The 24,527-nt window shown below is 63.0% G+C and carries 22 protein-coding genes and 1 tRNA gene; 11 read left to right on the top strand and 12 right to left on the bottom strand.

Annotated features, from left to right (window positions below):
- Positions 1 to 102: 102 nt before the first annotated feature.
- The 9 genes from BKY26_RS05230 (at position 103) to BKY26_RS05190 (ending at position 10,201) form a co-directional block, all read left to right on the top strand.
- A complete protein-coding gene (locus BKY26_RS05230) occupies positions 103 to 1,152 on the top strand; it encodes a Gfo/Idh/MocA family protein (RefSeq protein ID WP_071689344.1) in 1,050 nt (349 codons plus the stop codon).
- A complete protein-coding gene (locus BKY26_RS05225; protein ID WP_071689343.1) occupies positions 1,149 to 2,156 on the top strand; it encodes a Gfo/Idh/MocA family protein in 1,008 nt (335 codons plus the stop codon). The genes BKY26_RS05230 and BKY26_RS05225 overlap by 4 nt, the downstream gene beginning before the upstream one ends.
- Positions 2,153 to 3,217, top strand: a complete 1,065-nt coding sequence (locus BKY26_RS05220; RefSeq protein WP_071689342.1) for a Gfo/Idh/MocA family protein — start codon at positions 2,153 to 2,155, stop codon at positions 3,215 to 3,217. Before BKY26_RS05225 ends, BKY26_RS05220 begins: the two co-directional genes overlap by 4 nt.
- A gap of 175 nt (positions 3,218 to 3,392) precedes the next feature.
- Positions 3,393 to 4,589 carry a mannonate dehydratase gene (gene uxuA, locus BKY26_RS05215; protein WP_071689341.1) on the top strand — a complete coding sequence of 399 codons (1,197 nt, stop codon included), beginning with the start codon at positions 3,393 to 3,395 and terminating at the stop codon, positions 4,587 to 4,589.
- 62 nt (positions 4,590 to 4,651) lie between these two features.
- Positions 4,652 to 5,920, top strand: coding sequence for an ABC transporter substrate-binding protein (locus BKY26_RS05210; RefSeq protein ID WP_071689340.1), 1,269 nt, complete (start codon positions 4,652 to 4,654; stop codon positions 5,918 to 5,920).
- 77 nt (positions 5,921 to 5,997) lie between these two features.
- Positions 5,998 to 7,020 carry a carbohydrate ABC transporter permease gene (locus BKY26_RS05205; RefSeq protein ID WP_083431326.1) on the top strand — a complete coding sequence of 341 codons (1,023 nt, stop codon included), beginning with the start codon at positions 5,998 to 6,000 and terminating at the stop codon, positions 7,018 to 7,020.
- 61 nt (positions 7,021 to 7,081) lie between these two features.
- The gene (locus tag BKY26_RS05200) at positions 7,082 to 8,086 is read left to right on the top strand and encodes a carbohydrate ABC transporter permease (protein WP_227434937.1); all 1,005 of its coding nucleotides are present in this window, start codon (positions 7,082 to 7,084) and stop codon (positions 8,084 to 8,086) included.
- On the top strand, positions 8,086 to 9,099 hold the full coding sequence (locus tag BKY26_RS05195) for an NAD(P)-dependent oxidoreductase (protein ID WP_158514303.1): 1,014 nt from the start codon (positions 8,086 to 8,088) through the stop codon (positions 9,097 to 9,099). Before BKY26_RS05200 ends, BKY26_RS05195 begins: the two co-directional genes overlap by 1 nt.
- A 13-nt stretch (positions 9,100 to 9,112) precedes the next feature.
- Positions 9,113 to 10,201, top strand: coding sequence for an ABC transporter ATP-binding protein (locus BKY26_RS05190; RefSeq protein ID WP_071689337.1), 1,089 nt, complete (start codon positions 9,113 to 9,115; stop codon positions 10,199 to 10,201).
- Positions 10,202 to 10,378: 177 nt separating this feature from the next.
- Here BKY26_RS05190 and BKY26_RS05185 read toward each other — a convergent pair.
- The 8 genes from BKY26_RS05185 to BKY26_RS05150 form a co-directional block, all read right to left on the bottom strand.
- Positions 10,379 to 10,453 (bottom strand) — tRNA-Gln (locus BKY26_RS05185).
- Positions 10,454 to 10,527: 74 nt separating this feature from the next.
- Positions 10,528 to 11,850 (bottom strand): mechanosensitive ion channel family protein, encoded by a 1,323-nt coding sequence (locus BKY26_RS05180; RefSeq protein ID WP_071689539.1) that lies wholly within the window; start codon positions 11,848 to 11,850, stop codon positions 10,528 to 10,530.
- A gap of 139 nt (positions 11,851 to 11,989) precedes the next feature.
- A complete protein-coding gene (locus BKY26_RS05175; protein ID WP_071689336.1) occupies positions 11,990 to 13,486 on the bottom strand; it encodes a phosphomannomutase/phosphoglucomutase in 1,497 nt (498 codons plus the stop codon).
- Positions 13,487 to 13,504: 18 nt separating this feature from the next.
- Complete coding sequence (gene kdsA, locus BKY26_RS05170) at positions 13,505 to 14,338, bottom strand: 3-deoxy-8-phosphooctulonate synthase (protein ID WP_071689335.1); 834 nt, start codon at positions 14,336 to 14,338, stop codon at positions 13,505 to 13,507.
- A 3-nt stretch (positions 14,339 to 14,341) separates the two neighbouring features.
- Positions 14,342 to 16,000 carry a KpsE/RkpR family capsule polysaccharide export protein gene (locus tag BKY26_RS05165; protein ID WP_342714890.1) on the bottom strand — a complete coding sequence of 553 codons (1,659 nt, stop codon included), beginning with the start codon at positions 15,998 to 16,000 and terminating at the stop codon, positions 14,342 to 14,344.
- Entirely contained in the window at positions 15,984 to 16,643 is a 660-nt protein-coding gene (locus BKY26_RS05160) for an ABC transporter ATP-binding protein (RefSeq protein ID WP_071689333.1), read from the bottom strand. Before BKY26_RS05160 ends, BKY26_RS05165 begins: the two co-directional genes overlap by 17 nt.
- A 278-nt stretch (positions 16,644 to 16,921) precedes the next feature.
- Positions 16,922 to 17,953: a permease gene (locus BKY26_RS05155; protein WP_071689332.1), complete on the bottom strand. Its 1,032-nt coding sequence runs from the start codon at positions 17,951 to 17,953 to the stop codon at positions 16,922 to 16,924.
- Entirely contained in the window at positions 17,946 to 18,284 is a 339-nt protein-coding gene (locus tag BKY26_RS05150) for an ArsR/SmtB family transcription factor (protein WP_071689331.1), read from the bottom strand. Before BKY26_RS05150 ends, BKY26_RS05155 begins: the two co-directional genes overlap by 8 nt.
- Positions 18,285 to 18,443: 159 nt before the next feature.
- Between BKY26_RS05150 and BKY26_RS05145 the strand changes: the two genes are divergently transcribed.
- Together BKY26_RS05145 and BKY26_RS05140 are read left to right on the top strand one after the other, a co-directional pair.
- Positions 18,444 to 19,037 carry a uracil-DNA glycosylase family protein gene (locus tag BKY26_RS05145; protein WP_071689330.1) on the top strand — a complete coding sequence of 198 codons (594 nt, stop codon included), beginning with the start codon at positions 18,444 to 18,446 and terminating at the stop codon, positions 19,035 to 19,037.
- Positions 19,034 to 19,822, top strand: coding sequence for an SseB family protein (locus BKY26_RS05140; RefSeq protein ID WP_071689329.1), 789 nt, complete (start codon positions 19,034 to 19,036; stop codon positions 19,820 to 19,822). Before BKY26_RS05145 ends, BKY26_RS05140 begins: the two co-directional genes overlap by 4 nt.
- An 88-nt stretch (positions 19,823 to 19,910) precedes the next feature.
- Here BKY26_RS05140 and BKY26_RS05135 read toward each other — a convergent pair whose 3' ends face one another.
- Genes BKY26_RS05135 through BKY26_RS05120 form a run of 4 tightly spaced genes read right to left on the bottom strand, consistent with a single transcriptional unit; the run spans position 19,911 to position 24,466 of the window.
- Complete coding sequence (locus tag BKY26_RS05135) at positions 19,911 to 20,843, bottom strand: 2-hydroxyacid dehydrogenase (protein WP_071689328.1); 933 nt, start codon at positions 20,841 to 20,843, stop codon at positions 19,911 to 19,913.
- Positions 20,844 to 20,853: 10 nt separating this feature from the next.
- The gene (gene rodA / locus BKY26_RS05130; protein ID WP_071689327.1) at positions 20,854 to 21,993 is read right to left on the bottom strand and encodes a rod shape-determining protein RodA; all 1,140 of its coding nucleotides are present in this window, start codon (positions 21,991 to 21,993) and stop codon (positions 20,854 to 20,856) included.
- The gene (gene mrdA, locus BKY26_RS05125; RefSeq protein ID WP_071689326.1) at positions 21,990 to 23,936 is read right to left on the bottom strand and encodes a penicillin-binding protein 2; all 1,947 of its coding nucleotides are present in this window, start codon (positions 23,934 to 23,936) and stop codon (positions 21,990 to 21,992) included. Before mrdA ends, rodA begins: the two co-directional genes overlap by 4 nt.
- Positions 23,933 to 24,466: a hypothetical protein gene (locus BKY26_RS05120; protein ID WP_071689325.1), complete on the bottom strand. Its 534-nt coding sequence runs from the start codon at positions 24,464 to 24,466 to the stop codon at positions 23,933 to 23,935. The genes mrdA and BKY26_RS05120 overlap by 4 nt, the downstream gene beginning before the upstream one ends.
- Positions 24,467 to 24,527: the final 61 nt, after the last annotated feature.

The raw sequence follows: 24,527 nt of genomic DNA, 5'->3' as shown, positions 1-24,527 counted from the left end.
TTCGTGGGGGCTTTGGACCAGTATACCGGTATGTAAAGTCATTGACAACCGGGTTCCACCTATGACTATCTGCCCGGGCTGTGTATCGAAAGGGTCACTTCAATGCTGAGTGCATCGCCGAAACGCGTGGTTCTGATCGGTGCGGGAATGGTGGCGCGAACCCATGTTGCAGCCTGCGCCGATGCCGTTGGCGTGTCCCTCTATGGCGTACAATCCCGGACCGCGGAAAAGGCCCGCAATCTGGCAGAAATGGCGCAATCACGGGTCGGCCACCCCGTCCGGGTGTTCCATGATCTTGGCACGGTTGCAGCGGATCCGGACGTCGATTTCGCAATCGTCCTGACGCCACCCAATGCCCGTGCAGACATCATTCGCCCGCTGGCCGAGGCGGGCAAACATATCCTGCTTGAAAAGCCCATGGGCCGAAATGCGGACGAAGCACGGGAGGTCGTGACGATCTGCCGTGACGCGGGTGTGACGCTTGGCGTGGTGTTCCAACACCGCATGAGAGAGGCGTCGCGCAAGGCCGCGCAGATGATCGCCGCGAACGATCTGGGTGCGCTCGGTCTGGTCGAGGTTTCGGTGCCTTGGTGGCGGGAGCAAAGCTATTATGACGAACCCGGTCGGGGCAGCTATGCCCGCGATGGCGGCGGCGTCTTGATCAGCCAGGCGATTCACACGATCGACTTGGCTTTGTGGCTGGCCGGTCCGGTTGCATCCGTGCGTGCGATGGCCGCCACGACCAGATTCCATCGGATGGAGTCCGAGGATTTCGTTATTGCCGGGCTGGAATTCGCAAGCGGGGCTGTCGGGTCGCTCGTTGCCAGCACGGCCAGTTTCCCCGGCGGCGCCGAATCCATCACGCTGCATTTCGACCGGGCCAGCCTGCACCTTGAATCCGGGGAACTGCGCGTGAGCTGGAGAGACGGTCGTTCCGTTGTGTTCGGCGCGGCAGGCGGCACAGGGGGTGGGGCCGATCCCATGGCCTTTACCCACGAATGGCATCAGGGCGTGATCGAGGATTTCGCCGCTGCCCTGATCTCGGGCCGGCCTCCTGCCATCACCGGCAAGGACGCGCTCGCTGCCCATGATCTTATCGATGCAATCACCACATCCGCGAGAACCGGCGGAGTAACGGAGTTGACCACATGACCGCCCTACGCTTTGCCGCCATTGGCATCGACCACCGCCATATCTACGGAATGGCCGCGAACATGATCGCCGCAGGGGCCGAGTTTGCCGGGTGGTGGACCGAGGGTCACCCGGGCACCGAGGCGGGCTTTGTTGAGCGTTTTGCCGATGTTCCCCGCGCAGACAATGTTCAGGCCCTGCTGGACGATCCCTCCATCAACCTGATCCTGCTGTCCGGCATTCCGCGTGACCGCGCGGAAATGGCCATTCGCGCGATGCAGGCGGGCAAGGACGTGCTGACCGACAAGCCCGGTTGTACGACGATGGAGCAGCTCGACGCGATAAAGGCAACGGTGGCCGCGACGGGCCGCATCTGGTCCATCGATTTTTCTGAGCGTTTCGAGGTGCCAGCCGTGACCCGCGCGGCTGAACTTGTGGCTGAGGGCGCCATCGGGCGTGTCATCCAGACCCTAGGGATCGGGCCGCATCGGCTGAACCGGGACACGCGGCCGGACTGGTTTTTCGACCGAGAGGCCTATGGCGGGATCATCACCGATATCGCCAGCCACCAGATCGACCAGTTCCTGTATTTCACCGGGTCGACTGACGCCGAGGTCACACTGGCCAGCGTTGCCAACTATGCCAACCCGAACGATCCGGGCCTTCAGGATTTCGCTGAACTCGCCCTGCGCAGCGATCAGGGCCATGGCTATATCCGCGTGGATTGGTACACGCCCGACGCCCTGCCCACATGGGGCGATGGACGGCTGACCATTCTCGGGACAGAGGGCTATATCGAGCTTCGCAAATACGTGGATGTCGGCAGCGAAGGGACGGATCATCTGATCATCGTGAACGGAGACCGGTGCGAAAAGATTGATGCATCCGGGGCGGACCTGCCCTTCTTTTCGCGCTTCGTGGCCGATCTGCGCGACCGGACGGAAACGGCGATGACGCAGGCCCATGCCTTCAAGGTTTGTGAACTGGCACTCAGGGCGCAGGCCATGGCCGAAGCCAACCCATGATCCGCACCGCAATCATCGGCGCGGGCATCGGGGCCGAACATCTCTCAGGCTACCGCGCGTTGCCAGACCAGTTTCAGGCGGCTGTCATGTGCGATCTGGACACTGCGCGGGCAATGGCGGCAACCGGGGGCGATCCGGCGATTTCGGTCACCGGAGATCTGGAGGCCGTCCTGGCCGATCCGTCGATTGACCTGATCGACATCTGTCTGCCGCCGCACCTTCATTTCCCGATTGCCGTTCAGTGCCTTGAGGCAGGCAAGCATGTGATCTGCGAAAAGCCGATTGTCCGGTCTCTGGATGAGGCCGACCGGCTGACGGCGATGGCGAAGACCTGCGGCAAGTCGGTGTTCCCGGTGTTCCAGTATCGCTATGGCCGCGCCATGGCGCAGCTACAGGCGCTAGTCGCTGCTGGTCTGACGGGCAAGCCATTCGTGGCTAGCCTTGAGACGCATTGGAACCGCGATGCCGCGTATTATGCCGTTCCCTGGCGCGGGACATGGGCCGGGGAATCCGGTGGCGCGCTGTTGGGCCACGCGATCCATGCTCATGACCTGCTGTGCAAGGTGTTCGGGCCGGTTGCCGAGGTCACGGCGCTGACGGATACCCGCGTGAACCAGATCGAGACGGAAGACTGCGCCGCTCTGGCGTTTCGGATGCAGAATGGGGCGCTGGCGACCAGTTCGGTCACGCTTGGTGCCGGGAACGACACCACCCGCCTCCGTTTCTGTTTCGAGGGCGTCACCGCCGAAAGCGGTTCAGCCCCCTACAGCCCGGCACAGGACGAATGGCGGTTCATCGCGCGCGCGCCCGTCGCACAGGCAGAGGTTGATTCTGTCGTGCAACAGGTTCCGCATGGCCATGCGGGGTTTGCCAGATATCTTGACGCGGTCGCAGATGCGTTGACGGGCCAGGGCGGCATGGAAGTCACCCTCGAAGATGGGCGGAGGTCAATTGAACTGGTCACCGCCATCTATCGCTCAGCAAGAGAGGGCGGGCCGATCAAGCTGCCGCTTTCAAGCGGTTCCCCTTGTTACACTGGATGGATGCCGGGCAGTCGCTGATGTCCCGACGGGCAGGGCGAGCAATCGGGGAAAGCCCGCGCCAGAAGGCGTGATCGGGGCAATAAGCGCGACCGGCACTGTCCTCTGACCTTAATTGGAGCCTTGTAAAAAAGGTTTGCGTGGGGATGAGTAATAATACTAGTATACCGGTATGAGGGCTTGGGAGAAGGACTAGATGCGGCGAACTTGGAGATGGTTTGGCCCACACGACAAGGTTTCCTTGGCCGATGCGATGCAAGCGGGTGCCGAGGGTATCGTTTCGGCCTTGCATCATGTCCCGCCCGGTTTGCCGTGGACAGTTGAGGATATCCGAGAAAGGCAAAGCCAGATCGAGCTGGGGTCCAACGGCGCAATGGCGTGGGATGTTGTCGAGAGCCTCCCGGTTTCCGAGGCCATAAAGACCAGATCGCCGGATTGGGGTGCCCACATTGCCGCCTATCGCGCGTCGATCGAAGCGCTGGCGGCCAGCGGAATCGAGACGATCTGCTACAATTTCATGCCAGTCCTGGACTGGACCCGCACGGAGCTTCGCGCGCCGTTGCCGTCAGGTGGCACCGCGATGCGGTTCGATCTGGCCACCTTCGCGGCGTTTGACATTCACATTCTGGCCCGCCCCGGTGCCAAGGAGGCCTATGCCCCCGAGATCGTTCAGGCGGCAGCCGACGTCATGGCCGGAATGGACGACGGAACCAAGGCTGCGCTCAGCCAGGCGGTCGTCTCGGGCCTTCCAGGGGCGGCCGAGCACTGGACGCTGGAAGACGTGCGTGCCGCGGTTCAGACCTACGCCGCGTTGTCGCCCGACGTTCTGCGCCAGACCCATATCGATTTCCTGTCCGAGGTCGTGCCATTGGCCGAACGGCTCGGGGTGCGCCTGTGCTGTCACCCCGATGATCCGCCCTTTTCCCTGTTGGGGCTGCCGCGCACCATGTCCACGCTGGAGGATTACGAGGCCGTTCTTGGCGCTGTTGACAGCCCTGCCTTCGGGGCGACGTTCTGTACCGGATCTCTTGGCGCGCGTTCTGACAATGATTGCGTGGCGATGGCCCGGGCGCTCGCGCCCAGAATACACTTCGTTCACCTGCGCAACGTCACCCGTGATTCGGAGGGAGCACCGTGCAGCTTCATGGAATCAGAGCATCTGTGCGGTGATGTCGACATGGTCGGTGTGATCGACGTGATCCTGACCGAGGAAGCGCGGCGGCGCGCGGAGGGGCGCGCGGATGCAGAGATACCGATGAGACCGGATCACGGTCAGGACATACTGACCGATATCGGGGCGGGCGCACAGCCGGGTTATCCGGCCGTTGGACGCCTGAAAGGCATGGCAGAGTTACGCGGTGTGATGGCGGCCCTTTCACGACAACCGGCGTGAGATGCGGAACACGAAGAGCAGGACAAAACGAAAGTACGATCAACCATCCTAGGGAGGAAACAATGAGAAGATCACTGAAACTTATGGCGGCAAGCTCGCTCTTTGCGCTTGTTGCGGGGGCGGCGTCGGCACAGACCGAACTGCGCATGATGTGGTATAACGACGGCATCGAGGGCGAGGTCATGCAGTCGATCCTCGACCGGTTCGAGGAAGCCCATCCCGAAATCAGCGTCACGCTTGACGTGGTGCCCTATCAGGCGGTTCTGGAATCGCTGCCGATCCAGCTGGCGGCGGGCAACGGCCCCGACATCGCCCGCGTGACCGATCTTGGCGGGCTGTCAGAGTACTACCTCGACTTGCGGCCCTACGTTCAGGACCCGGAATACTGGGAAACCAATTTCGGCCCGTTCCTTGACTGGCTTGATCCCGATGGCGATGCGATCAACGGCTTCATGACGCAGCTGACCGTGACCGGGCCTTACGTGAACCGGACCCTGTTCGAACAGGCCGGTGTCGACCTGCCGGGTGAAGGCGCGACCTGGGAAGACTGGGCCGCTGCCGTCAACGAAGTGGCCAGTGCGCTCGACATTCCGATCCCGATGGCGTGGGACCGGTCCGGGCACCGTGTTGCGGGGCCTGCCATCGCGCAGGGCGCCCAGATGTTCGACGCGGATGGCAACCCGGCGCTGGTCGATGAGGGTCTCCAGCGCATGGCGCAGCTTCTCTACGATTGGCACCAGGACGGCACCATGTCGCTGGAGCTTTGGGGCTCGGTTTCCGGGTCGTCCTACCTTGGCGCGAACGAGGATTTCGCCAACGCCAACGTCGTGATGTACATGTCCGGTTCCTGGCAGATCCCGCAGTTCGCATCCACCATCGGTGATGCGTTCGACTGGTGGGCCGTGCCCGCGCCTTGTGGCCCGGCAGCCTGTACCGGGATGCCCGGTGGTGCCGCGCTGGCAGCGATCGGCGATACCGAACACCCGGAAGAGGTCGGCATCCTGATGGATTACCTCGCGCAAGAGGAAGTTCTGGCCGAGTTCTATGGCCGGACGCTGTTCATTCCGGGTCACCTCGGCCTTGCCTCGAGCGGGATCGACTTCGACACGGATGATCCGCGCGCAGCCCATGCGCTGGCAACCTTCGCCGGGGCAGTTCCGAGCATCTCTCCGGTGGCGTTCGCCCTTCAGGGTTACCCGTCCAACCGCGTGATGTTCAACGCTCTGATCTCTCGTCTGAACGAGGCCATCGTAGGTGAACTGACCCTCGATGAAGCCTATGCGCGGATGGAAGAAGACATCGCAAACCAGCTGGCCGAAAGCGACCGCTGAAGCGTCTGATCCGATGATCGGCTGGCCCTGCCTGACTGGCGGGGCCGGTCACCCCCTGAAGAGAATGGAAGCTTCCCATGGCCCATGCGGATGACAAGGCGACCGGGATCGGCGATGTGCTGCAAAACGTGGTGGCATGGCCCATCCGCATCCTGTTCAAGCTGATCGACTATCCCGTCACGGCAATTCAGAACGTGATTGGCATCCGGCGCATGCCGTGGCTCTTCCTGCTGCCGAACCTCGCCTTTTTCGGCATGTTCGTGATCATTCCGCTGTTCATGAATTTCGCCTATTCGCTGACCGGCGGGACCGAGCTGTTCATCAGCGAGCGTCCCTATACCGGGGGCGAGCAATACGGCTTCCTCTTCGATTGCGACAACTATGCCGATCCGATCAGTTGCCGAGAGGACAGATTCTGGAAAGGAATCTTCAACACTGCAGTGTTCATCTTCTTCCAGGTCTCGTTCATGGTGCTGTTCTCACTGATCACGGCACTGGTCCTGAACCGAGAGATCCGCGGGCGGGGCTTCTGGCGCGCGGTGTTCTTCTTCCCGGTGCTGCTGTCGCCGGTGGTCGTTGCGCTGATCTGGAAATGGATCCTGCTGCGCGATGGCATCCTGAACGCATTCCTGATCTCGATAGGGCTGGACCGCATCCTGTTCTTCGTCAGTCCCGAATGGGCGATGTTCTGGGCGGTGTTCGTTTCGATCTGGGCGCATATGGGCTTCTACACGCTGATCCTGCTGGCTGGCCTTCAGGCGATCCAGCCCGATCTCTACGAGGCCGCCGAGATGGACGGCACCAGCAAGGAGCGCGTCTTCTTCCGCATCACCCTGCCGCTTCTGTGGCCCAATATGCTGGTTGTCATCGTGCTGGCGCTGATCAAGGGCGTGCAGGTCTTCGATGAGGTCTACGTTCTGACCGGCGGCGGTCCCGGCACCGCGACGCAGTTCATCGTGCAATACATCTACAACACCGCCTTCACCAACCAGGTGCAGAATTTCGGCCTTGCCTCTGCCGCCTCCATGGTGCTCGGCGTGGTGCTGTTCGTCCTGACGCTGACACAACTGGCCGCAACCCGGAGACGCGACAATGACTGATGCGACGCAATCCCCCCGCTCGGTCAAGACCCTCCTTGGAGCCCGTCGCGGCCGCGGCAAAATGCATTGGACCGACGTGTTTACCTATTGCTACCTCGGCTTCGGGCTGTTCCTGATGTTCGCGCCGGTGGTGTGGCTGGTTCTGTCCTCGTTCAAGACCCCGGCGGGCTTGCAGGAATTTCCGCCGACCTTCCTGCCGCTTGGGCAGATATCGGTCGAGGTTGAGGGCTATGAAGAGCCGCTGTTGCTGTTCGACGTGACGATGGAAGATGGCAGCGTCCAGCAACTGGCCCAGGTCCGGCGGATCGGCATCATGGCGCAGATGGTGGACCCTGAAAATCCCGGTGAACGCCTGCAAATCCCGATCGCGACGCGCGAACCCGTGCGCGAGATGCGCATGGCGTGGGAGAACTACCGCGATCCGCTGGAGCGTTTCAATTTCATGCGCTACCTGTGGAATTCCGTGATCGTGACTGCGGCGGCCACGATGGTCACGCTGCTGATCAACTCCATGGCGGCTTACGGCCTGTCGATCTACGAATTCCGGGGGCGTAACGCGATCATGTTGTTCGTGATCGGTACGCTGATGATCCCGATCACGGTGATCCTCGTCCCGGTTTACCTCGTGGTTACGAACCTTGGCATGATCAACTCGCTTTGGGCGGTGATCCTGCCCGGTGCGGCGACACCCACGGGGGTCTTCCTGCTGCGCCAGTACATGCTGACGATCCCGCGCGATCTGATCGAGGCGGCTCGGATGGACAAGGCGTCGGAATGGCAGATCTATTGGCGCGTGGTGATGCCCTTGGCGATGCCTGCGGTGGCGGTGCTGGCGATCTTCTCGATCATGTGGCGCTGGAACGAATTCCTCTGGCCGCTGATCGTGCTGAACCGGTCCGAGGTCTATACGCTGCAAGTCGGGCTGAACGCCTTCCAGGGCGAGTTGGACGTGCAGTGGCACTACATCCTTGCCATGACCGTCGTCACCCTGATCCCGGTCGTGATTGTCTTCGCCTTCCTGCAACGCTTCATCACCACCGGCATTGCCTCTTCAGGGATGAAATGATGAGTGACACACCGCTGATCTTCATGGATCCGTTCCCGCGGAATGAGGCCATGGTCTACACCCCCGACTGCGCTGATGCGCTGGCCGGGATGGGCCGGGTTGTCGCCCATTGGGGCAGCCGCGCGCCGGATGATCTGGTGGAGGAGCATCTGTCGGACATGACCGTTCTGATTGGTCAGACCGCGATGCCCAAGGAACGACTGGACCGCGCCCCGAACCTGCGCGCCATCCTGAACGTGAAGGCCAATTGGGAGCCGAATATCGACTACGCCGAGTGTCACGCACGCGGCATCCACGTGCTGAGCGCCGCACCCGCCATGGCCCCCGCCGTGGCCGAGTTCTGCATCTGCCAGTCCATCAGCCTGCTGCGCGGTCTGCACCGGGCCGACGGGCTGTTCCGTGCAGGGCAGGAAGCCTATGGGATTGGCGGCAATGGCGCGGCGGAGAGCCTCTACGGTGCGACCGTTGCGTTAATCGGCTACGGTAATCTCGGTCGGGCGCTGGCCCCGCTGCTGCGTCCATTTGGAGTGCAGTTGCTGGTGCACGACCCATGGCTCTCTGACGGCTACCTGGCAAGCGAAGGTTTGCAGCCCGTATCGCTGGACGACGCCCTGGCCAAGTCGGACGTGATCTTCCTGCTGGCGGGCGTGACCTCGGACAACGAAGGATTTCTCGACCGCAGGAAATTGTCGCTGATCCGACGCGATGCCTGCGTTGTCCTCGCCTCGCGCGCCGAGATCGTGGATTTCGACGATTTCCTCGCCATGGCGGGCGAGGGGGCCTTCCGCGCCGCCGTCGATGTTTTCCCGGAAGAACCCGTCCCCGCCGGACATGTCTGGCGCGACACGCCCAATGTTCTCTTTTCCGCCCATCTGGCCGGGGGGCTGCGCGCCTCTTATGCCCGCATCCGCGAGATGATGCTGGACGATATCGGTCAGATCCTCAAAGGCCTGCCTCCCCTGCGGATGCAGAAGGCCGATCCGCAATTCGCCGCCAAGATGCGCAGCCGGTAACGAAAGACACGCCATGACCGAAATCCATCTCAAGAACGTGCGGAAATCCTACGGCGACGTGGAGGTGATCCACGGTATCGACCTTCAGGTTCATTCCGGGGAGTTCTGCGTCTTTGTCGGCCCCTCCGGCTGCGGCAAGTCCACCCTGTTGCGGATCATCGCGGGGCTGGAGGACATCACCTCTGGCGATATCGAGATTGATGGCACCGTCGTGAACCACAAAGGCGCCGCGGATCGTGGACTGGCCATGGTGTTCCAGTCCTATGCGCTTTACCCGCATATGACGGTCTACAAGAACATGGCGTTCGGTCTGGAAAACTCCAAGATGCCGAAGGCGGAGATCGACGATCGCGTGCGCAAGGCGGCGGAGCTTCTGCAGATCACCGACTACCTCAATCGCAGACCCAAGGCCCTGTCAGGTGGCCAGCGTCAGCGGGTTGCCATCGGTCGCGCCATCGTGCGGGACCCAAAGGCGTTCCTGTTTGACGAACCCCTGTCCAATCTGGATGCGGAACTGCGCGTGACGATGCGCAAGGAACTGTCGGCGCTGCACGCGAATATCGGCGGGACCATGATCTACGTGACTCACGATCAGGTCGAAGCGATGACGCTGGCCGACAAGATCGTGGTCCTGCAAAAGGGCGTGGTGGAACAGGTTGGCCCGCCGCTCGAGCTCTACAACAAGCCCTGCAATGCATTTGTGGCCGGTTTCATCGGATCGCCCCGCATGAACATGTTCCAGGGAATTGCCGTGCGAGACGAAAACGGGCTGGCATTGAATGTCGGTGGTGCGCTTGTGGCCATACCGGATGTTCCGGCCCTTCAGGACGGCGACAAGGTCACGCTAGGAGTCAGACCCGAACATATCGCGGTGCATGCGGATCACAGCGGCGAGCTGTCCGCGTCTGTCAGCGTGACAGAGCAACTGGGCGGCGAGACCTATCTGTATTGCGACGCGCCGGGGTTGCCGCAGATCACGGTCCACCAGGGCGGCCAGTTGCCCTTCCAGCGGGGCCAGGCCCTGTCGCTGAGCTTCGACCGTGCCCGGATGCATATCTTCGATGCAGACGGCAAGGCCGTGGCAAACGGGTTGTCGACATAGGCGGGCCGGGACTGAACCGGCGCTTGGGTGTCTAGCGTGCCCTTCTGAACCGTTTCGCGCGCGATCGACAGGACATGCGGGCATTCGGCACAAAAAGCCTATCTGCTTTCGCAGCAGCCCTTTCAGGTGCGCACGCCATTCATCGTGGCGCACATTGTCTCGATTTCGGTAAGTGATTGGCTGGGGTGGTAGGATTCGAACCTACGGTACACGGTACCAAAAACCGCTGCCTTACCGCTTGGCTACACCCCAACCGTGACGCGCTAGTTACGCCGCCCGCCGCGCGGGATCAAGACCTTTCGGTCAAAAAATCCGGTCCCGTTCGACTATTCCTGCGGGGCCTCTCGGGTCAGAAGATCGTCATGCGCCGTTTCGGCCCGTTCGGCGTCTACAATCCGTTGCAATTCCTGCATATCCTCGGCGTGAACCGGCATGGCAACAACCGGTGCGACCTCGTCCCGCGCGTCTCCGGGGGCTTGGGCGCTTTGGGCCGGGGCGGGGCGAATCGTTGAATCGGTGATCAGGCGATAGGTCGGTTCCGGCAGGGTGATACCCGCCTCTTCGAGGCGAGCCTTTGCCAGCCGGATCGCCTCGCCTCGTGCCATGAACAGGCCGGTTTCGTGCTGCTTGACCCAACCGGCGGCGGTGATGGTGATGTTGCTGTCGCCCACCTCCTCAACCCAGGTCGAGGGGCCGGGAGTTTGCAGCAGGTAGGGCAGTTCGTTCAGTGCGCCAAGGATGATTTCCTGCGCTTCGGCGATATCGGCATTCGCGTCGACCCCGAGGGTGAAGGTGAAGCGGCGTTCATCGTTGCGGGTATAGTTCACGATCCGGGAACTGAAGACCTTGGAATTGGGGATGCGGATGTGGTTGCCATCGGGTGACAGCAGAATCGTGGCGCGGCTCGTCAGGCGGATGACGTGGCCGGTGTCGCCTTCGATTTCCACCAGATCCTTGGGCCGAAAGGGTTGACGCATGGACAGCATGATGGAGGCGATGAAGTTTTCCACGGTGTCCCGGACGGCGAAGCCGATGGCAAGGCCCACGATCCCGGCGGCCCCGAGAATGGTGGAGAGAAGCGCTGTCAGGTTCAGTAGGTCGAGCGCAAGGACAACGCCCAGGACGACGAAGAACAGGCGCACGATCTGGCGGTAGATATCGGCGATGAAGGCATTTGGGGCCATCCGGTCCCACGGGTTTTTAAGGCGGGCGATCAGGTAGCCGGCCCAGACAACCAGAAGGCCGGCGAAGACCGCAACCAACAGAAGCGGCAGGAAGGCGATTGTCTGTTCCAGCCTGTTCCAAAGCCGCTCGACGGCGGGGGTCAGGCGCTCGACCACATCCGTGGTCTCGCTCACCTCGTTTTCGATCGCAACGACGCCCTCGACCCGCGCAACCAGGCCGGTCAGCGCCTCTGCGGTGGCCGCGTCCAGCGTGGTGCCGCGCAGCGTGACGATGCCGTCCGAGACATAGACAGCGACATTTTCATACCCGTCGAGCTGGTGAATGATTTCACGGATGCGCACAGCGATGGCGGCATCTTGCTGCACGGAGTTTTCGACGGAAATGGTGGTGTCCGGTTGCGTGGCCTCCTGCGCTTGGGTGATCAGGGGTATGGCGAGGAACAGCAGGATCAGGAAAAGGCGCATGGCATATCTCGAATGGAAAGGGCTGCCGAAAGCGTAATGTGCTTCGGCAGCCCAAGAAAGCGTGACATTGCGGCGGGGCGGGCGAAAATCCTTGCAAGGATTTTCCAAGGATCTTGCAAGATCCTTCCCCGCGCCCGTGTCAGATGGTTTGGTCGTAATCGCCGACGCCGGGTTCCGTGCGGATCACCGCATCGAGGTCGTGGAAGATCGCGCGCAATTCATCCTCGCTTTCGGGGCTTTCACAGACGACCACGAGGTTGGGTGTGTTGGACGAAGCCCGCACAAGACCCCAACCGCCATTTTCCAGCATCACCCGCGCGCCGTTCACCGTGACCACATCGACGATCTTCTGACCGCCAAGCGACCCACCCTCTGAATGGCGCGCGACCAGCTTCTCGACCAGCCGATCCAGCACATCGTATTTCTCGGTATCCGCGCACCAGGGCGACATGGTGGGCGAGGAATAGGTGACCGGCAGCGCGCGGCGCAGGTCGGCCATGGACATGTCCGGGTTGCGATCCAGCAGTTTGCAGATCTCCACCGCGACGCGCATGCCGCAGTCGTAACCGCGGCCAATGGGTTCGGCGAGGAAGTAGTGGCCCGACTTCTCGAATCCCGCCAGCGCGCCCAGTTCATGAACCCGGCGCTTCATGTGGCTATGACCGGTTTTCCAGTAGTCGGCCTTCGCGCCCTTGGCTTTCAGCTCCGGGTCCGAGGCATAGAGCCCTGTCGATTTCACATCGGCCACGAAGGTCGATCCGGGGTAAAGCTTGGCCAGATCACGGGCCATGATAACGCCCACCTTGTCGGCAAAAATCTCCTCGCCCTCATTGTCCACCACACCACAGCGGTCGCCATCCCCGTCGAAGCCGAGCGCAAGGTCCGCGCCGCTTTCCGTCACCGTGGCGGACATGTCGTGCAGCATCTCCATCGCTTCGGGGTTGGGGTTGTAGTTGGGGAACGTGTAGTCGAGCGCGTTGTGGGAAGGGACGACCTCAACGCCCATCCGTTCGAACAGTTCCGGCGCAAAGGCCGAAGCGGTGCCGTTCCCGGTCGCGCAGACCACGCGCAGTTTGCGGGTCATCTTGAAGTCACCCACCAGGTCATCGAGATAGGCTTCGCGCACCCCTTCAACGAACTCATAGCCGCCACCGGGCCGCGCCACCCCTTCGCCACCCAGAACGATGTCGCGCAGCCGGGCCATTTCCACCGGGCCATGTGTCAGCGGGCGCTGAAAGCCCATCTTGACCCCGGTCCAGCCATTGGGGTTGTGGCTGGCCGTGACCATGGCCACGGCGGGCGCATCCAGATGAAACTGCGCGAAATAGGCCATGGGGGACAGGGCAGGACCGATATCCTTTACCTGGATGCCTGCCTGCATCAGCCCCAGAATCAGCGCGTTTTTCACCGACAGGGAATAGTCGCGGTAATCGTTGCCCACGGCGATCACCGGATCAATCCCGGCCTCATGCATCTGGGTGCCAAGGCCGAGACCGAGCGCGGTGATGCCCGGCAGGTTGATCTCATCGGGGAACTTCCAGCGGGCATCATACTCGCGGAAGCCCGTTGGCGCGATCATCGGGTCACGCAGAAAGGCCCAGGTGTTCTGGGTGACGTCGGAATGGGGTTTGGTCATGAAAGGCTCCGTAAGATCTTAGAGTCGAATCGGATCGGCTTTTGCCAGCCGATCGAACTGCATCAGACTGTTCACAAGGGTCTGCATCTGGGTCAAAGGGATCATGTTCGGACCGTCAGAGGGGGCATTGTCCGGGTCTTCGTGGGTTTCGATGAAGACCGCCGCAATGCCAAGCGACACGGCCGCGCGCGCCATCACCGGTGCGAATTCCCGCTGACCGCCGGAGGATCCGCCCTGTCCGCCGGGCTGCTGCACGGAATGGGTCGCGTCCATCACCACCGGATAGCCGGACTGCGCCATGATCGGCAGTCCGCGCATATCGGCGACCAGGGTGTTGTAGCCAAAGCTGGTGCCGCGCTCGGTCAGCAGCAGGCGGGTATTGCCGGTGCTTTCCAGCTTGCTGACCACATTGGCCATGTCCCATGGGGCCAGGAACTGACCTTTCTTGACGTTGATCACCGCCCCGGTTTCACCTGCGGCCAAGAGCAGATCGGTCTGACGGCACAGGAAGGCTGGGATCTGAAGGATGTCGACGGCCTGGGCCACTGGCGCGCATTGCGCCTCGGAATGGATGTCGGTCAGCACCGGGCAGCCGAATTCGGCGCCGATCTTGGACAGGATGGTCAGACCCTCGTCCATGCCGACCCCGCGCTTGCCGCCAAGGCTGGTGCGGTTGGCCTTGTCATAGCTTGCCTTGAACACGTATTGCGCACCGGCTTTTTCGCAGGCGGCGACCATCTGCTCGGCAATCATCCGGGCGTGGTCCAGCGTTTCCAGTTGGCATGGACCGGCAATGACCGTCAGGGGAAGGTCATTGCCGGTGGTGATCTTTCCGATCGAAACATGTTTCATGGGTTAGGCGGATACCTGTTCTCTTAGGATGGAGGCCGTCATCGACAGCATCAGGTAAATGCCAGAAAAGATCAGGAAGGCAAGCAGCGTGTTTTCCAGCTTGCGCGGGAAGGCAGCCTCGTCCGGGGCCACCGGGTTCACGCTGATGGTCAGGTAGAGCGACTGCCGCTCGGCTTCCAGCCGGGCCCCTTCAAGGGCCTGCAACGCCTGGCTCAGCATCAGTTGGCGGGTTTGCAGATCGGCCTGTGCCACGGCAAGTTCCGAGCTGATGCGCGCCAGCGAAACCTGGCTGCTGGCATCCTCGGTCATCGAGGACCGTAGCTCCTCGATCAGGGCCTCCAGCCGGGCAATATTGCGTTCGGCCACTTCCACGCGGGTCTGGTTCGGGCGGTCGACCGACAGCAGTTCATCCAGGCGCAAACGTTCGTTCTGCAACTGGATCTCGAAGGTGGAGATCTGGTTGAACAGGGCCCCCACTTCCGCTTCCGAGCTCAGGATACCTGTCTGTTCTTGCAGGTTCACCACGCGCAACTGTGCAGAGGCCAGCGCGTCCTCGGCGGCGTCATAGCTTTCGCGTGCCCCGGCCATCTGGTCATCGCGCAGGCGGTGCGACATCTGGTCGACGCGTTCCTCGGCATAGCGCAGAAGCGCCTGAGAGAAGGCTGCCGAAAGCTGCGGGTCAGCGGCCAGAACCTCCATCCGGACCATGCCCTCGGTCGGGTCGTATCCGATGGTCAGGTTGCGTGAATAGAGCGCGTAGAGGTCTTCGGTCGAGGCATCGGGAGCCAGTCGGTTCAGCGGGTCGATATCAGGGGCCGAGAAGTGCTCTCGCAGGCCCAGTTCCTCGTCCAGCAGCAGCATCGCCTCGCGGCTTTCGAGGAAGCTTTGCACCGCAATGGAATCCTGGACCGTGGCAAAGGTGGTGCCGCCAAGCAGCCCCCCAAGGCCGCCTGCCGGGCTGGCACTTTCGGCTTTCTGGATCTGGAACAGGGTGGTGGTCGCGTACATCGGCGTCGCGACGTTGTAGTAGTAATAGCCCACCAGCATCGTCGGCAGCATCACGAAGGCCATCAGCCGCGCGAACAGCAAGAGCAGCCGCTTGCGGCGACGGGCGGCGATATCGCGCTGCATGCGCAGGATTTCCTGCGCGCGGGCGGCGTCGTCCAGCGTCGGCGGGGCCATGGCCGGGGCGGTCTGCGGGGCGGCGGCGGGAACGTTCGGTTGGCGGACGGTTGCGGGCAGGCGCGGCTGTGCCTCGGCGCGCTGCTGGCCGTCATTGACCACAAGTTCCAGCATGTTGGACCGTTCGAACGGGTCGATCCCCTGCCGGCGCAACAGCCGCACCGCGTCGAAATCCGACGCCGGTTGCAGCCCGTGTTTCTGCGCGGTCCGCCGGGCCATGCGCAACTGGCGGCCCGTCAGCCCCTCGGATCGGATCGCGGCAAGCTCTTCCTCGATGGACATGCCCTGCGTCTGTCGCTGAGCGGGTTGTTGCGGGGATGCGGACTGCCCGGCCGGTGCGCCCGCCGTCGGGAACCGCATGTTGCCAAACCCGTCATCCGTCGGTGCGTCGAGCGAGTCGTCGGCCACGCGGCGCGTTTCCCCCGCGGGGGCCGTCGGACCGGTGCGCCGGATGCGGAATTTCTTACCCCTGGGTTTCATAGTCATAAAGTCTCTTAGCCTCTTCGAGAGAGTCGAACTGGTAAAACTGGCCATCCTTCAACACGGCGGCGCGTCTTGCGAATTTTTCCAGCGTTTCCGCCTGGTGGGACACGATGATGACGGTTGCCGATTTCAGGCGTTCCGCAAGGATCGTGCCCGCCTTGCGGTTGAAATTGGCGTCCGTCGTGCGCGGCATGCCTTCGTCGATCAGGTATATATCGAATTCCAGCGCCAGAAGCAGCGAAAACTGGAACCGGGCCTTCATGCCTGCGGAATAAGTGCCGAGCGGACGGTCGAAATATTCCTCCAGATCGCAGACCCACCGGCAGAACGCTTCTACATAGTCCGGGTCAAGCCCATAGAGCTGTGCGATGTAGCGGCTGTTTTCCGTGGCGGACAGGTTGGGAATGACCCCACCCATGAAGCCAAGCGGGAAGGAGATGCGGCAAGCGCGGGTGATCTCGCCCTCATCGGGCTTTTCCAGCCCGGCCATCATGTTGATCAGTGTCGTCTTGCCGGTGCCGTTCGGGGCCAGAATGCCAAGCGATTGCCCCATCTCGACACGGAAAGACGCCCGGTCCAGGATGACCTTGCGCTGTGTGCCCGTCCAGAAGGACTTTGAGACATTCGAAAACTCGAGCATGTTCGCCCTGTATTGCTGCCATGTACGGCCCCGATTCAGGAGTTCAGGGCTTCTATCGGATAACCTATCTATCCATTTGGGCGCTATTATGTCCGTTGGGGCAACGATTTCAAAGCTCTTCGGGTGAAATATGACAGGATTGCGTCATTTCTCCTAACAAATCACCCCCAAGGCCGGGGCAATGGGGGCGTGTTCTTAATGTTTGCGGGCTGGATGGCCCCTTCCAAACGCTGCGCGAAGGGTTGCAACGGATCACGGAAGGGACCGTTTCAGAGGCTTCAAGCGATGAATCCCCAGCTCAGACCGGCAAGAATGGCGCCGACCACGGCAAAACCAAGGTAGGCCGCGAAGATCTTGGGTTTGACCAGCGCCCAAACCGCCACCGCCGCAGGGACGCAACTGACACCACCCGCGATCACGAAGGCCATGGCCGCGCCGGGGCTCATCCCCTGGTCCAGCAGGCCCGCGATCAGCGGAACCGCGGCATAGCCGTTCAGATAGGCCGGTGCGCCAAGGATTGCGCCAAGCAGGATCGGGCCGATGCCGTTGCCGCCAAGTGCGGTGCCGATCCACTCGGCGGGCACGTAGCGGATCAGCAGCGCCTGCAACAGGTAGGCCAGCAGCAACCACTTGCCGAGGAACAGCAGGTTGTCCCATGCAGCGCGGGCAAACAGGGCCCTGCGGTCTGCCTCCTGCCAGAAGCGCCAGTTGAGGCTCAGTTTCTTCGTGCCGCAGCAGGATCCGCAGCCCGTCGGCGTCTGTGCCTTCAGCGGGTCCGCGAGCAGCGCGGTACCAGACAGCAGCATCAGGCTGAAGCCACCAAACAGGCCGATGGCAATGGCCGCCACGGTCTTGGCCAGGGCGAAGTCAAAGCTGATCGCCCCCGCCGTGATCGCGAACATGGCCGGATCCATCAGGGGGGAGGCCAGCCAGAAGGCCATGACCGCAGACAGGGGCGCACCGGCTGCCAGCAGGGCGGCGACAAACGGGATGACCTCGCAGGAACAGAAGGGCGACAACCCGCCTGCGAGTGCCCCCAGAACGATCATCCGGACCTCGCGCCCCTCGAACGCGCCTTCCAGCAGCCGCTCTGACCCGGTTGCACGCATCACGCCAATGGCGGCAACGGCGAACAGGATGAACGGGCCGGTATGGGCAAGGCTGGAGAAAGCTTCGGCCATCGAGGGGACGAAGGCCGCCCGATCCAGCAGGAAAATGGCCAGGGCGATAGCAACGCAGGTCAGCAGCACCTTGTCGAAGCGGGACCAAAGACCGCGCAGCGGGGCAGGGGATTGCGTGAGATCAGCCATGATGGGCTCCTTGACTATGGCCGCCCTGATCGGCGCAGCATTCCTGCAACAGGTAGTCCGAGAGGCGGCGGATCTCGTCATAATCCACCGCGCAGATGATCCGGCGTCCGTCGCGCCGCTGCTGTAGCAGACCGGCGGACACCATTTGTTTGAGATGGTGGGTCAACACCGATCCGGTGATCCCCACGGCCTCACCCAGTTCCCCGATCGGCAGCCCCTCCGGCCCCGCGCGAACAAGCCGCCGCAAGATGGATAGCCGTTGCTCCGACCCAAGCGCCGCAAAGGCAGAGGCCGCGAATATGAGGGCGGGGGGAGGATTGCTCTGTTTCATAATTCTATAATTATAGAAATAACGAAATTTTGTCCACCCCCAAGCGCGCAAGGTTTTTCGGCGTCGGTGCTCCCTGCACGATTCCAGCCATGGGCGCCGTCGGGTCGGTACAGCAGGCCGGCCCTTTCCTTTCCGGTCGCATCGCGCTTTCCTGCCGGTATGAGCTTTGATCAACTGACACAAGAGATCACCCGCTGCCGCCTTTGCTCCGACCGCTTTGCGGCAACTCAGACGGCCCATTCGCCCCGCCCGGTGCTTTGGGCAGGGCCTAGCGCGCGGCTTTTGATTGCCGGGCAGGCACCGGGGATGCGGGTGCATCGGTCAGGCAAACCCTTCACCGATCCGTCAGGGAATCGGTTGCGCCAGTGGATGGGGGTGGATGAGCACGTCTTCTACGACCGCGAGCGGGTCGCGATTGTTCCCATGGCCTTCTGCTTCCCGGGATATGACGCGAAAGGCACTGATCTTCCACCGCCGCCGATCTGCGCAAGGACATGGCGCGGTCGGGTGCTGGAGATGCTGCCAAAGATAGAGCTGACGCTGCTGATCGGGGGGTATGCCCACGGCTGGCACCTGCCGGGCAAGGCCACTGTCACCGCCCGCGTAGCAGCCTGGCGCGACCATGCGCCCCGCGTGATCCCCTTGCCCCACCCGTCCTGGCGCAATACCGCGTGGATGAAGCGGAACCCGTGGTTCGAGGCAGAGCTTCTGCCCGCCCTGCGCGCCCGCGTCCTGGAGGTGCTGAAGCCATGACCGAGACAACCCCGATTGACACCGCGCTTGCCGCGATGAATGCCGCGCCCGAGGATGATGCAGCAAGGCTGCGCTTCTACGAGCGGTTGGCAGATAGCGAACTGTTCCTCGCCCTTGCGGAGGACGCGGGGGGCGATGAGATTACCCCGCAGGTCTTTCCTGTTGAGGATGCCAGCTATGTGCTTGTTTTCGATCGCGAAGAACGTCTTGCCGAGTTTGCCGAGGGCAGCGCCCCCTATGCGGTCCTATCGGGCCGGGGCTTGGCGGCGATGGTGGCGGGGCAGGGCATTGGATTGGCGGTGAACCCCGGTGCCGAGGCTTCGATCCTCGTGCCGTCCGAGGCGGTGGACTGGCTTGCCGCGACCCTTGCCGAAGCTCCGGACGAAATCGAGGAAACGCCCGAGGAAATCAGCGCGCCTGTCGGATTGCCGGAGGCGCTGATCACGGCGTTGGACGCAAAACTTGTTACGGCTCAGGGACTTGCGCGGTTGGCGTACCTGTGTGGCGTGACCTATTCGGGCGGTCGGAAATCGCATTTGTTGGCTTTTGTCGATCCGGTTCCGGGGGCGGAGCCGGCTTTGGCGCGGGCGGCGGGAGAGGCTTTGACGTTCTCGGGAATCGAGGCCGGGGTGATGGATGTGGGCTTCTTTCGGGCGTCCGATCCGGTCTGCGCATCGCTGGCGAAAACAGGGCTTCGCTTTGATCTGCCAGAGCCGGAAAGGGCGGAACATGTGCCGGGCGCCGCGCCGGGGATGGATCCGGGGAAGCCACCGAAACTGCGCTGATACCGGGGATTTGGCCGGTCACCCCGCGTGCACCCCCTGTACACCCCCCGTACACCCCCCGTGCAGACAAAACGCGGTTTTTCCGTGCTCAGTAACCCGCGGACCTGTCCACGAGATGCAGAAGGGGCGCGCCGGATTGGGACCGCCGGATGTTCTCGGCGATGACCTCGGCGGCCGTTTCGGGCCGGGTTTCCGACGCGATATGCGGGGTGACGGTGACCTGTGGATGATGCCAGTAGGGGTGAGCCGCGGGTAAGGGTTCCACCCGGAAGACATCGAGCGTCGCATGGGCGATCTGGCCATTGTCGAGCGCCGCCAGCAGCGCGTCATCGTCGATCAATGGGCCGCGTCCGGGATTGATCACGAAGGCCCCGCGCGGCATCGCGGCCAGGGTGCGGGCATTCAGCGTGTTCTGGGTGGCGGGCGTATCAGGCAGGAGGAGCACCACGATCTCGGCACTGGACAGGCAGTCCATCAACCCATCTTCCCCGTGAAAGCAGGTCACGCCGGGAATGGACTTGGGACTGCGGCTCCACCCGGTCACGTTGAACCCAAGCGCCAGAATCGTCTCGGCGCAGGCTGTGCCAAGCTCTCCCAGACCCAGGATCGCCACCGTCCGGTTGCGGGCGAGCGGCGGCGCCACCGGATCCCACAGGCCCGGTGCGCCGGTGATATGGGCATCCATCCCCAGATGATAGCGCAGCACATGGCCGGTCACCCATTCGCGCATCCCCTCGCGCAGGCCGGTATCGACCATCCGGCAGAGCGGCACGGTGATCGTGGGATTGCCGATAATCTTTTCCACCCCGGCCCAGAGGCTGAGGATCGCCTTTAGCCGGGGGAAGCCCGAGAAATTCTGAAGGTCGCTGTTGGGGGCATACACGATGTAATCGACCTCGTCCGGGGGGGCGTCGGTCACCACGCGGAACTCCGTGAAACCGGCAGCGGCAATGGCGCGGTTGAGCGGGGCCTCGTACTCGCCCCAACTGTCCGGGCGGGCGGCGAAGAGAATGGTCAGCATGTCAGATCCTTCAGCGGGGGCGGTGCACATGTGCTGACTGAACCAACCCGAAAGCGGCCATGAGCACAAGCATCGCCGAGCCACCATAACTGACCAGCGGCAGCGGCACCCCCACGACGGGCACCAGCCCCATCACCATCGACATGTTGATGGCGAAGTAGAGGAAGAACGTGGCCGTCACCCCAAGCGTCACCAGCGAGCTAAAACGGTCCTTCGTCTGGATCGCGGTGACGATGCAGAAGAGCAGGATCAGCAGATAAAGCCCCAGAAGCGAGGCCGCGCCGACGAAGCCGAATTCTTCGGCCAGCGTGGGGAAGATGAAATCGGTCTGCGCCTCTGGCAGGAAATCGCCCCGGATCTGGGTGCCCTGCATGAAACCCCGGCCCGTCCAGCCGCCGGAGCCGAGGGCGATCTGGCTCTGGGTAATGTGGTAGCCCGCGCCGAGCGGGTCCGAGGACGGGTCGAGGAATGTGTCGATGCGGCGATACTGGTAGTCCTGCAAAAGCTGCCAGGCGGTGCCGCGAGAGGCAAAGACGGCGGTGACGATGCCACCTGCCGAGGCGATGACGGCTGCGAAATAGGCCCAGTGGACGCCCGCGCAGAACATCACCGCCGCGCCGCCCACAAGGATCAGCAAGGCGGTGCCGAGGTCAGGCTGAATGAAGGTCAGGAAGGTCGGCAAGAGGATGATCGCGACCGGGATCAGCACGTAAAGCGGACGCGAGACCTTGCGGATATCGAGCCAGTCGTAATAGGCGGCCAGCAGCATCACCACGGTGATCTTGGTCAGTTCCGACGGTTGCAGGCGCATGAAGCCCAGGTCGATCCAGCGCTGTGCGCCCATGCCGACGGTGCCGAAGAACTCCACCATCAGAAGCAGGATCAGCGACAGGCCATAGGCCAGCGCCGAGACATTGCGCCAGAACCAGATAGGGGTGAAGGCGACGATCATCATGGCGGTGAGGCCGAGCGTAAAGCGCTGCATCTGCGGCCCCGCCCAGGGGCGCATGGACCCGCCCGCGACAGAATAGAGCATCAGGAAGCCCACGCAGGCCACCGCCGTCAGCAGGAGGATCAGCGCCCAGTTCAGGTACAGCACCTTGCGCAGCCCCGTCGGCGTGGCCTTCTGGGTGTATTCAAGATAGCTCATGCCCGGACCCGGCCCGTGCTGCGCAGGATCTCCAGCGGCAGCAGGTCCATGTTGTCATGCATCTCTTCGATCTCGCGTCGCAGACCCACCGGGTAAGCCGAGAGGGGCGGCAGTTCGCCATACATGGCGCGCAGCAGCAGATCGCGGGCAATGGGGGCGGCCACGGCCGATCCGCCGCCGCCATGTTCCACCACGACGCTGACCGCGTAGCGCGGGTTTTCGACGGGGGCGTAGCCCACGAAGAGCGCGTGGTCGCGGCGCTCCCACGGGAGATCCTCGTTGGCGGTGACCCCGGCCTCCCGTTCGGCGGCGGTGATGTTGCGGACCTGACTGGTACCGGTCTTGCCGGCGATCTCGTAACCCTCTTCGGTGACGCGCGCGCCAAAGGCCGTCCCCCGGCGGAAATTGGTCACCGACCACATGCCCTGGCGGATGACGTCAAGATGCGCGGCGGGAATATCCATCTCGGCGAAGGAATCCATCCGTCGATTGACGCCGTTCAGGGTGCGGACCAGTTGCGGCAGGATCTGCCGCCCGGTGGCCAGGCGGCTGGTCATGACCGCAAGTTCCAGGGGCGAGCTGAGCACCAGCCCCTGCCCGATCGAGGCGTTGAGCGTGTCGCCTACCACCCATTCGCTGCCCCGGTTGGCCAGTTTCCATTCCCGAGACGGGATCAGCCCCGACGCGACACCGGACAGGGGCAGGTCGTGGCGCATCCCAAGCCCGAGACGGCGGGCCATGGCGGCAATCGCCTCGATCCCGACCCGTTGCGCCAGATCATAATAATAAACGTCACAGGACTGGGACAGCCCGTCGACCATGTTCATGCGCCCGTGACCGCCCCGGCGCCAGCAGTGGAAGCGGCGGGTGCCCAGTTCCACGAAGCCGTTGCAGGTGATGGTTTCCTCTGGCTCGATCACCCCCGCCTCCAGCCCGGCCAGCGCGGTGACCATCTTGAAGGTGGAGCCCGGCGGATAGAGGCCCTGCACGGTCTTGCTGGCCAGCGGGCGATAGGGGTTTTCCGTCAGGCTGCTGTATTCGGCGACCGAGATGCCGCGCACGAAGAGATTGGGGTCGTAGGACGGCGAGGAGGCCAGCGCCAGCACCTCGCCGGTCTCGACCTCCATCACCACGGCAGAGGCGCTTTCATTGCCAAGCCGGGCCTGTGCATAGTTCTGCAAGCCGGTGTCGATGGTCAGTTGCAGGTCACCGCCGGGAACGGGCGCTTCGCGGTCCAATTCGCGCATGACGCGCCCGGCGGAGTTCACCTCGACCCAGAGATTGCCCGCCTCGCCGCGCAGATCCTGTTCCATCCGCGCCTCGACCGCGTAGCGACCCACCTGGAAATCGGGGGTTTGCAGGATCGGGTCGGTGTCGCCGGTACTTTCCAGATAGTAATCCGAAACCGGGCCCACATAGCCCACGACATGGGCGAAATCGGCGCCGAACGGGTAGATCCGCGACAGGCCCACCTCGGGCGTGATGCCGGGCAGGGCCGGCGCATTGACGGCGACCGAGGCGAATTCGTCCCAACTGAGCCGGTCGGCCAGTGTCACGCGCACATGCGGCGCGCGGGCCATCATGTCTTCGCGGGCGCGGTTCAGCGAGGCCATGTCGATATTGATGATATGCGACAGCCGGTCCAGCACCGCGTCCACATCCTCGACATTCTCGCGCACCATCACCACGGTGTAATTCTGTTCATTGTCGGCCAGAAGCTGCCCGTAGCGGTCATAGATCAGACCGCGCGCGGGTGGCAGCAGGTCGATGCGGATGCGGTTTTCCTCGGCCAGCAGGCGGAAATCATCGGCGCGTTCCACCTGAAGATAGCGCATCCGGGCGGCGAGGATACCACCTGTCAGCAGCATGAAGCCGCCCATGATCATGGACCGCCGCGTGATCTTGCGGGCGCTGTCCTCGGCTTCTTTCTGGGATCGTTTCATGGCCGCCCGGGCTCTGATTCCACTACCGGCAACTTATCCAGTCCCAAGGCGAATTTCGAGACCAAGACAACCAACGGGTAGATCACGATCGTGGCAAGCCCTTCCATCAGCGATAGGCCAAGGCTTGGCTGATCGGCCAGCAGCACCCAAAGGATCAGCCGCTGCCCGAGAACCATGGCCAGAATACAGCCTGCAACCATGCCCCATTCAAAGAGAAACGGGGTTTCCGCGATCCCCGCGCGGCGGTTGCGCAGGTATTCGCTGGCCCCGATGGCGAGCGCGGTCCACAGGCCCGGCGGACGTTGCAGCAGGAAATCGCCGAGCAGCATCAGAAGCAGGATCAAACCGACCGGAACCGCCATGGGCTGGCGCAGCACCCAGGCCAGCGTGAGGCAGAGGATGAAGTCGGGGCCGGGCAGGCCCGGCGTGCCGGTTTCCAGCGGCAACAGGCGGTAGAAGATGATGGCGAGGCCAAACAGGACATAGATGGCCCGATAGCCCCAGATCCGGCTTTGCGCGTCCTCACCCATCGGTGGCCTCGTCCGGGGGGGCGGTTTCGGCGGTGGCCTCGGGGTCGGGGGCTGTCTCCTC

Origin of the sequence: Nioella sediminis, from assembly GCF_001879695.1 — a bacterium.
In the GTDB taxonomy this organism is placed as follows: Bacteria; Pseudomonadota; Alphaproteobacteria; order Rhodobacterales; family Rhodobacteraceae; genus Nioella; species Nioella sediminis.
The sequence above is the reverse complement of the archived record's forward strand: the minus strand, read 5'-3'. Positions and strand labels throughout refer to the sequence as shown.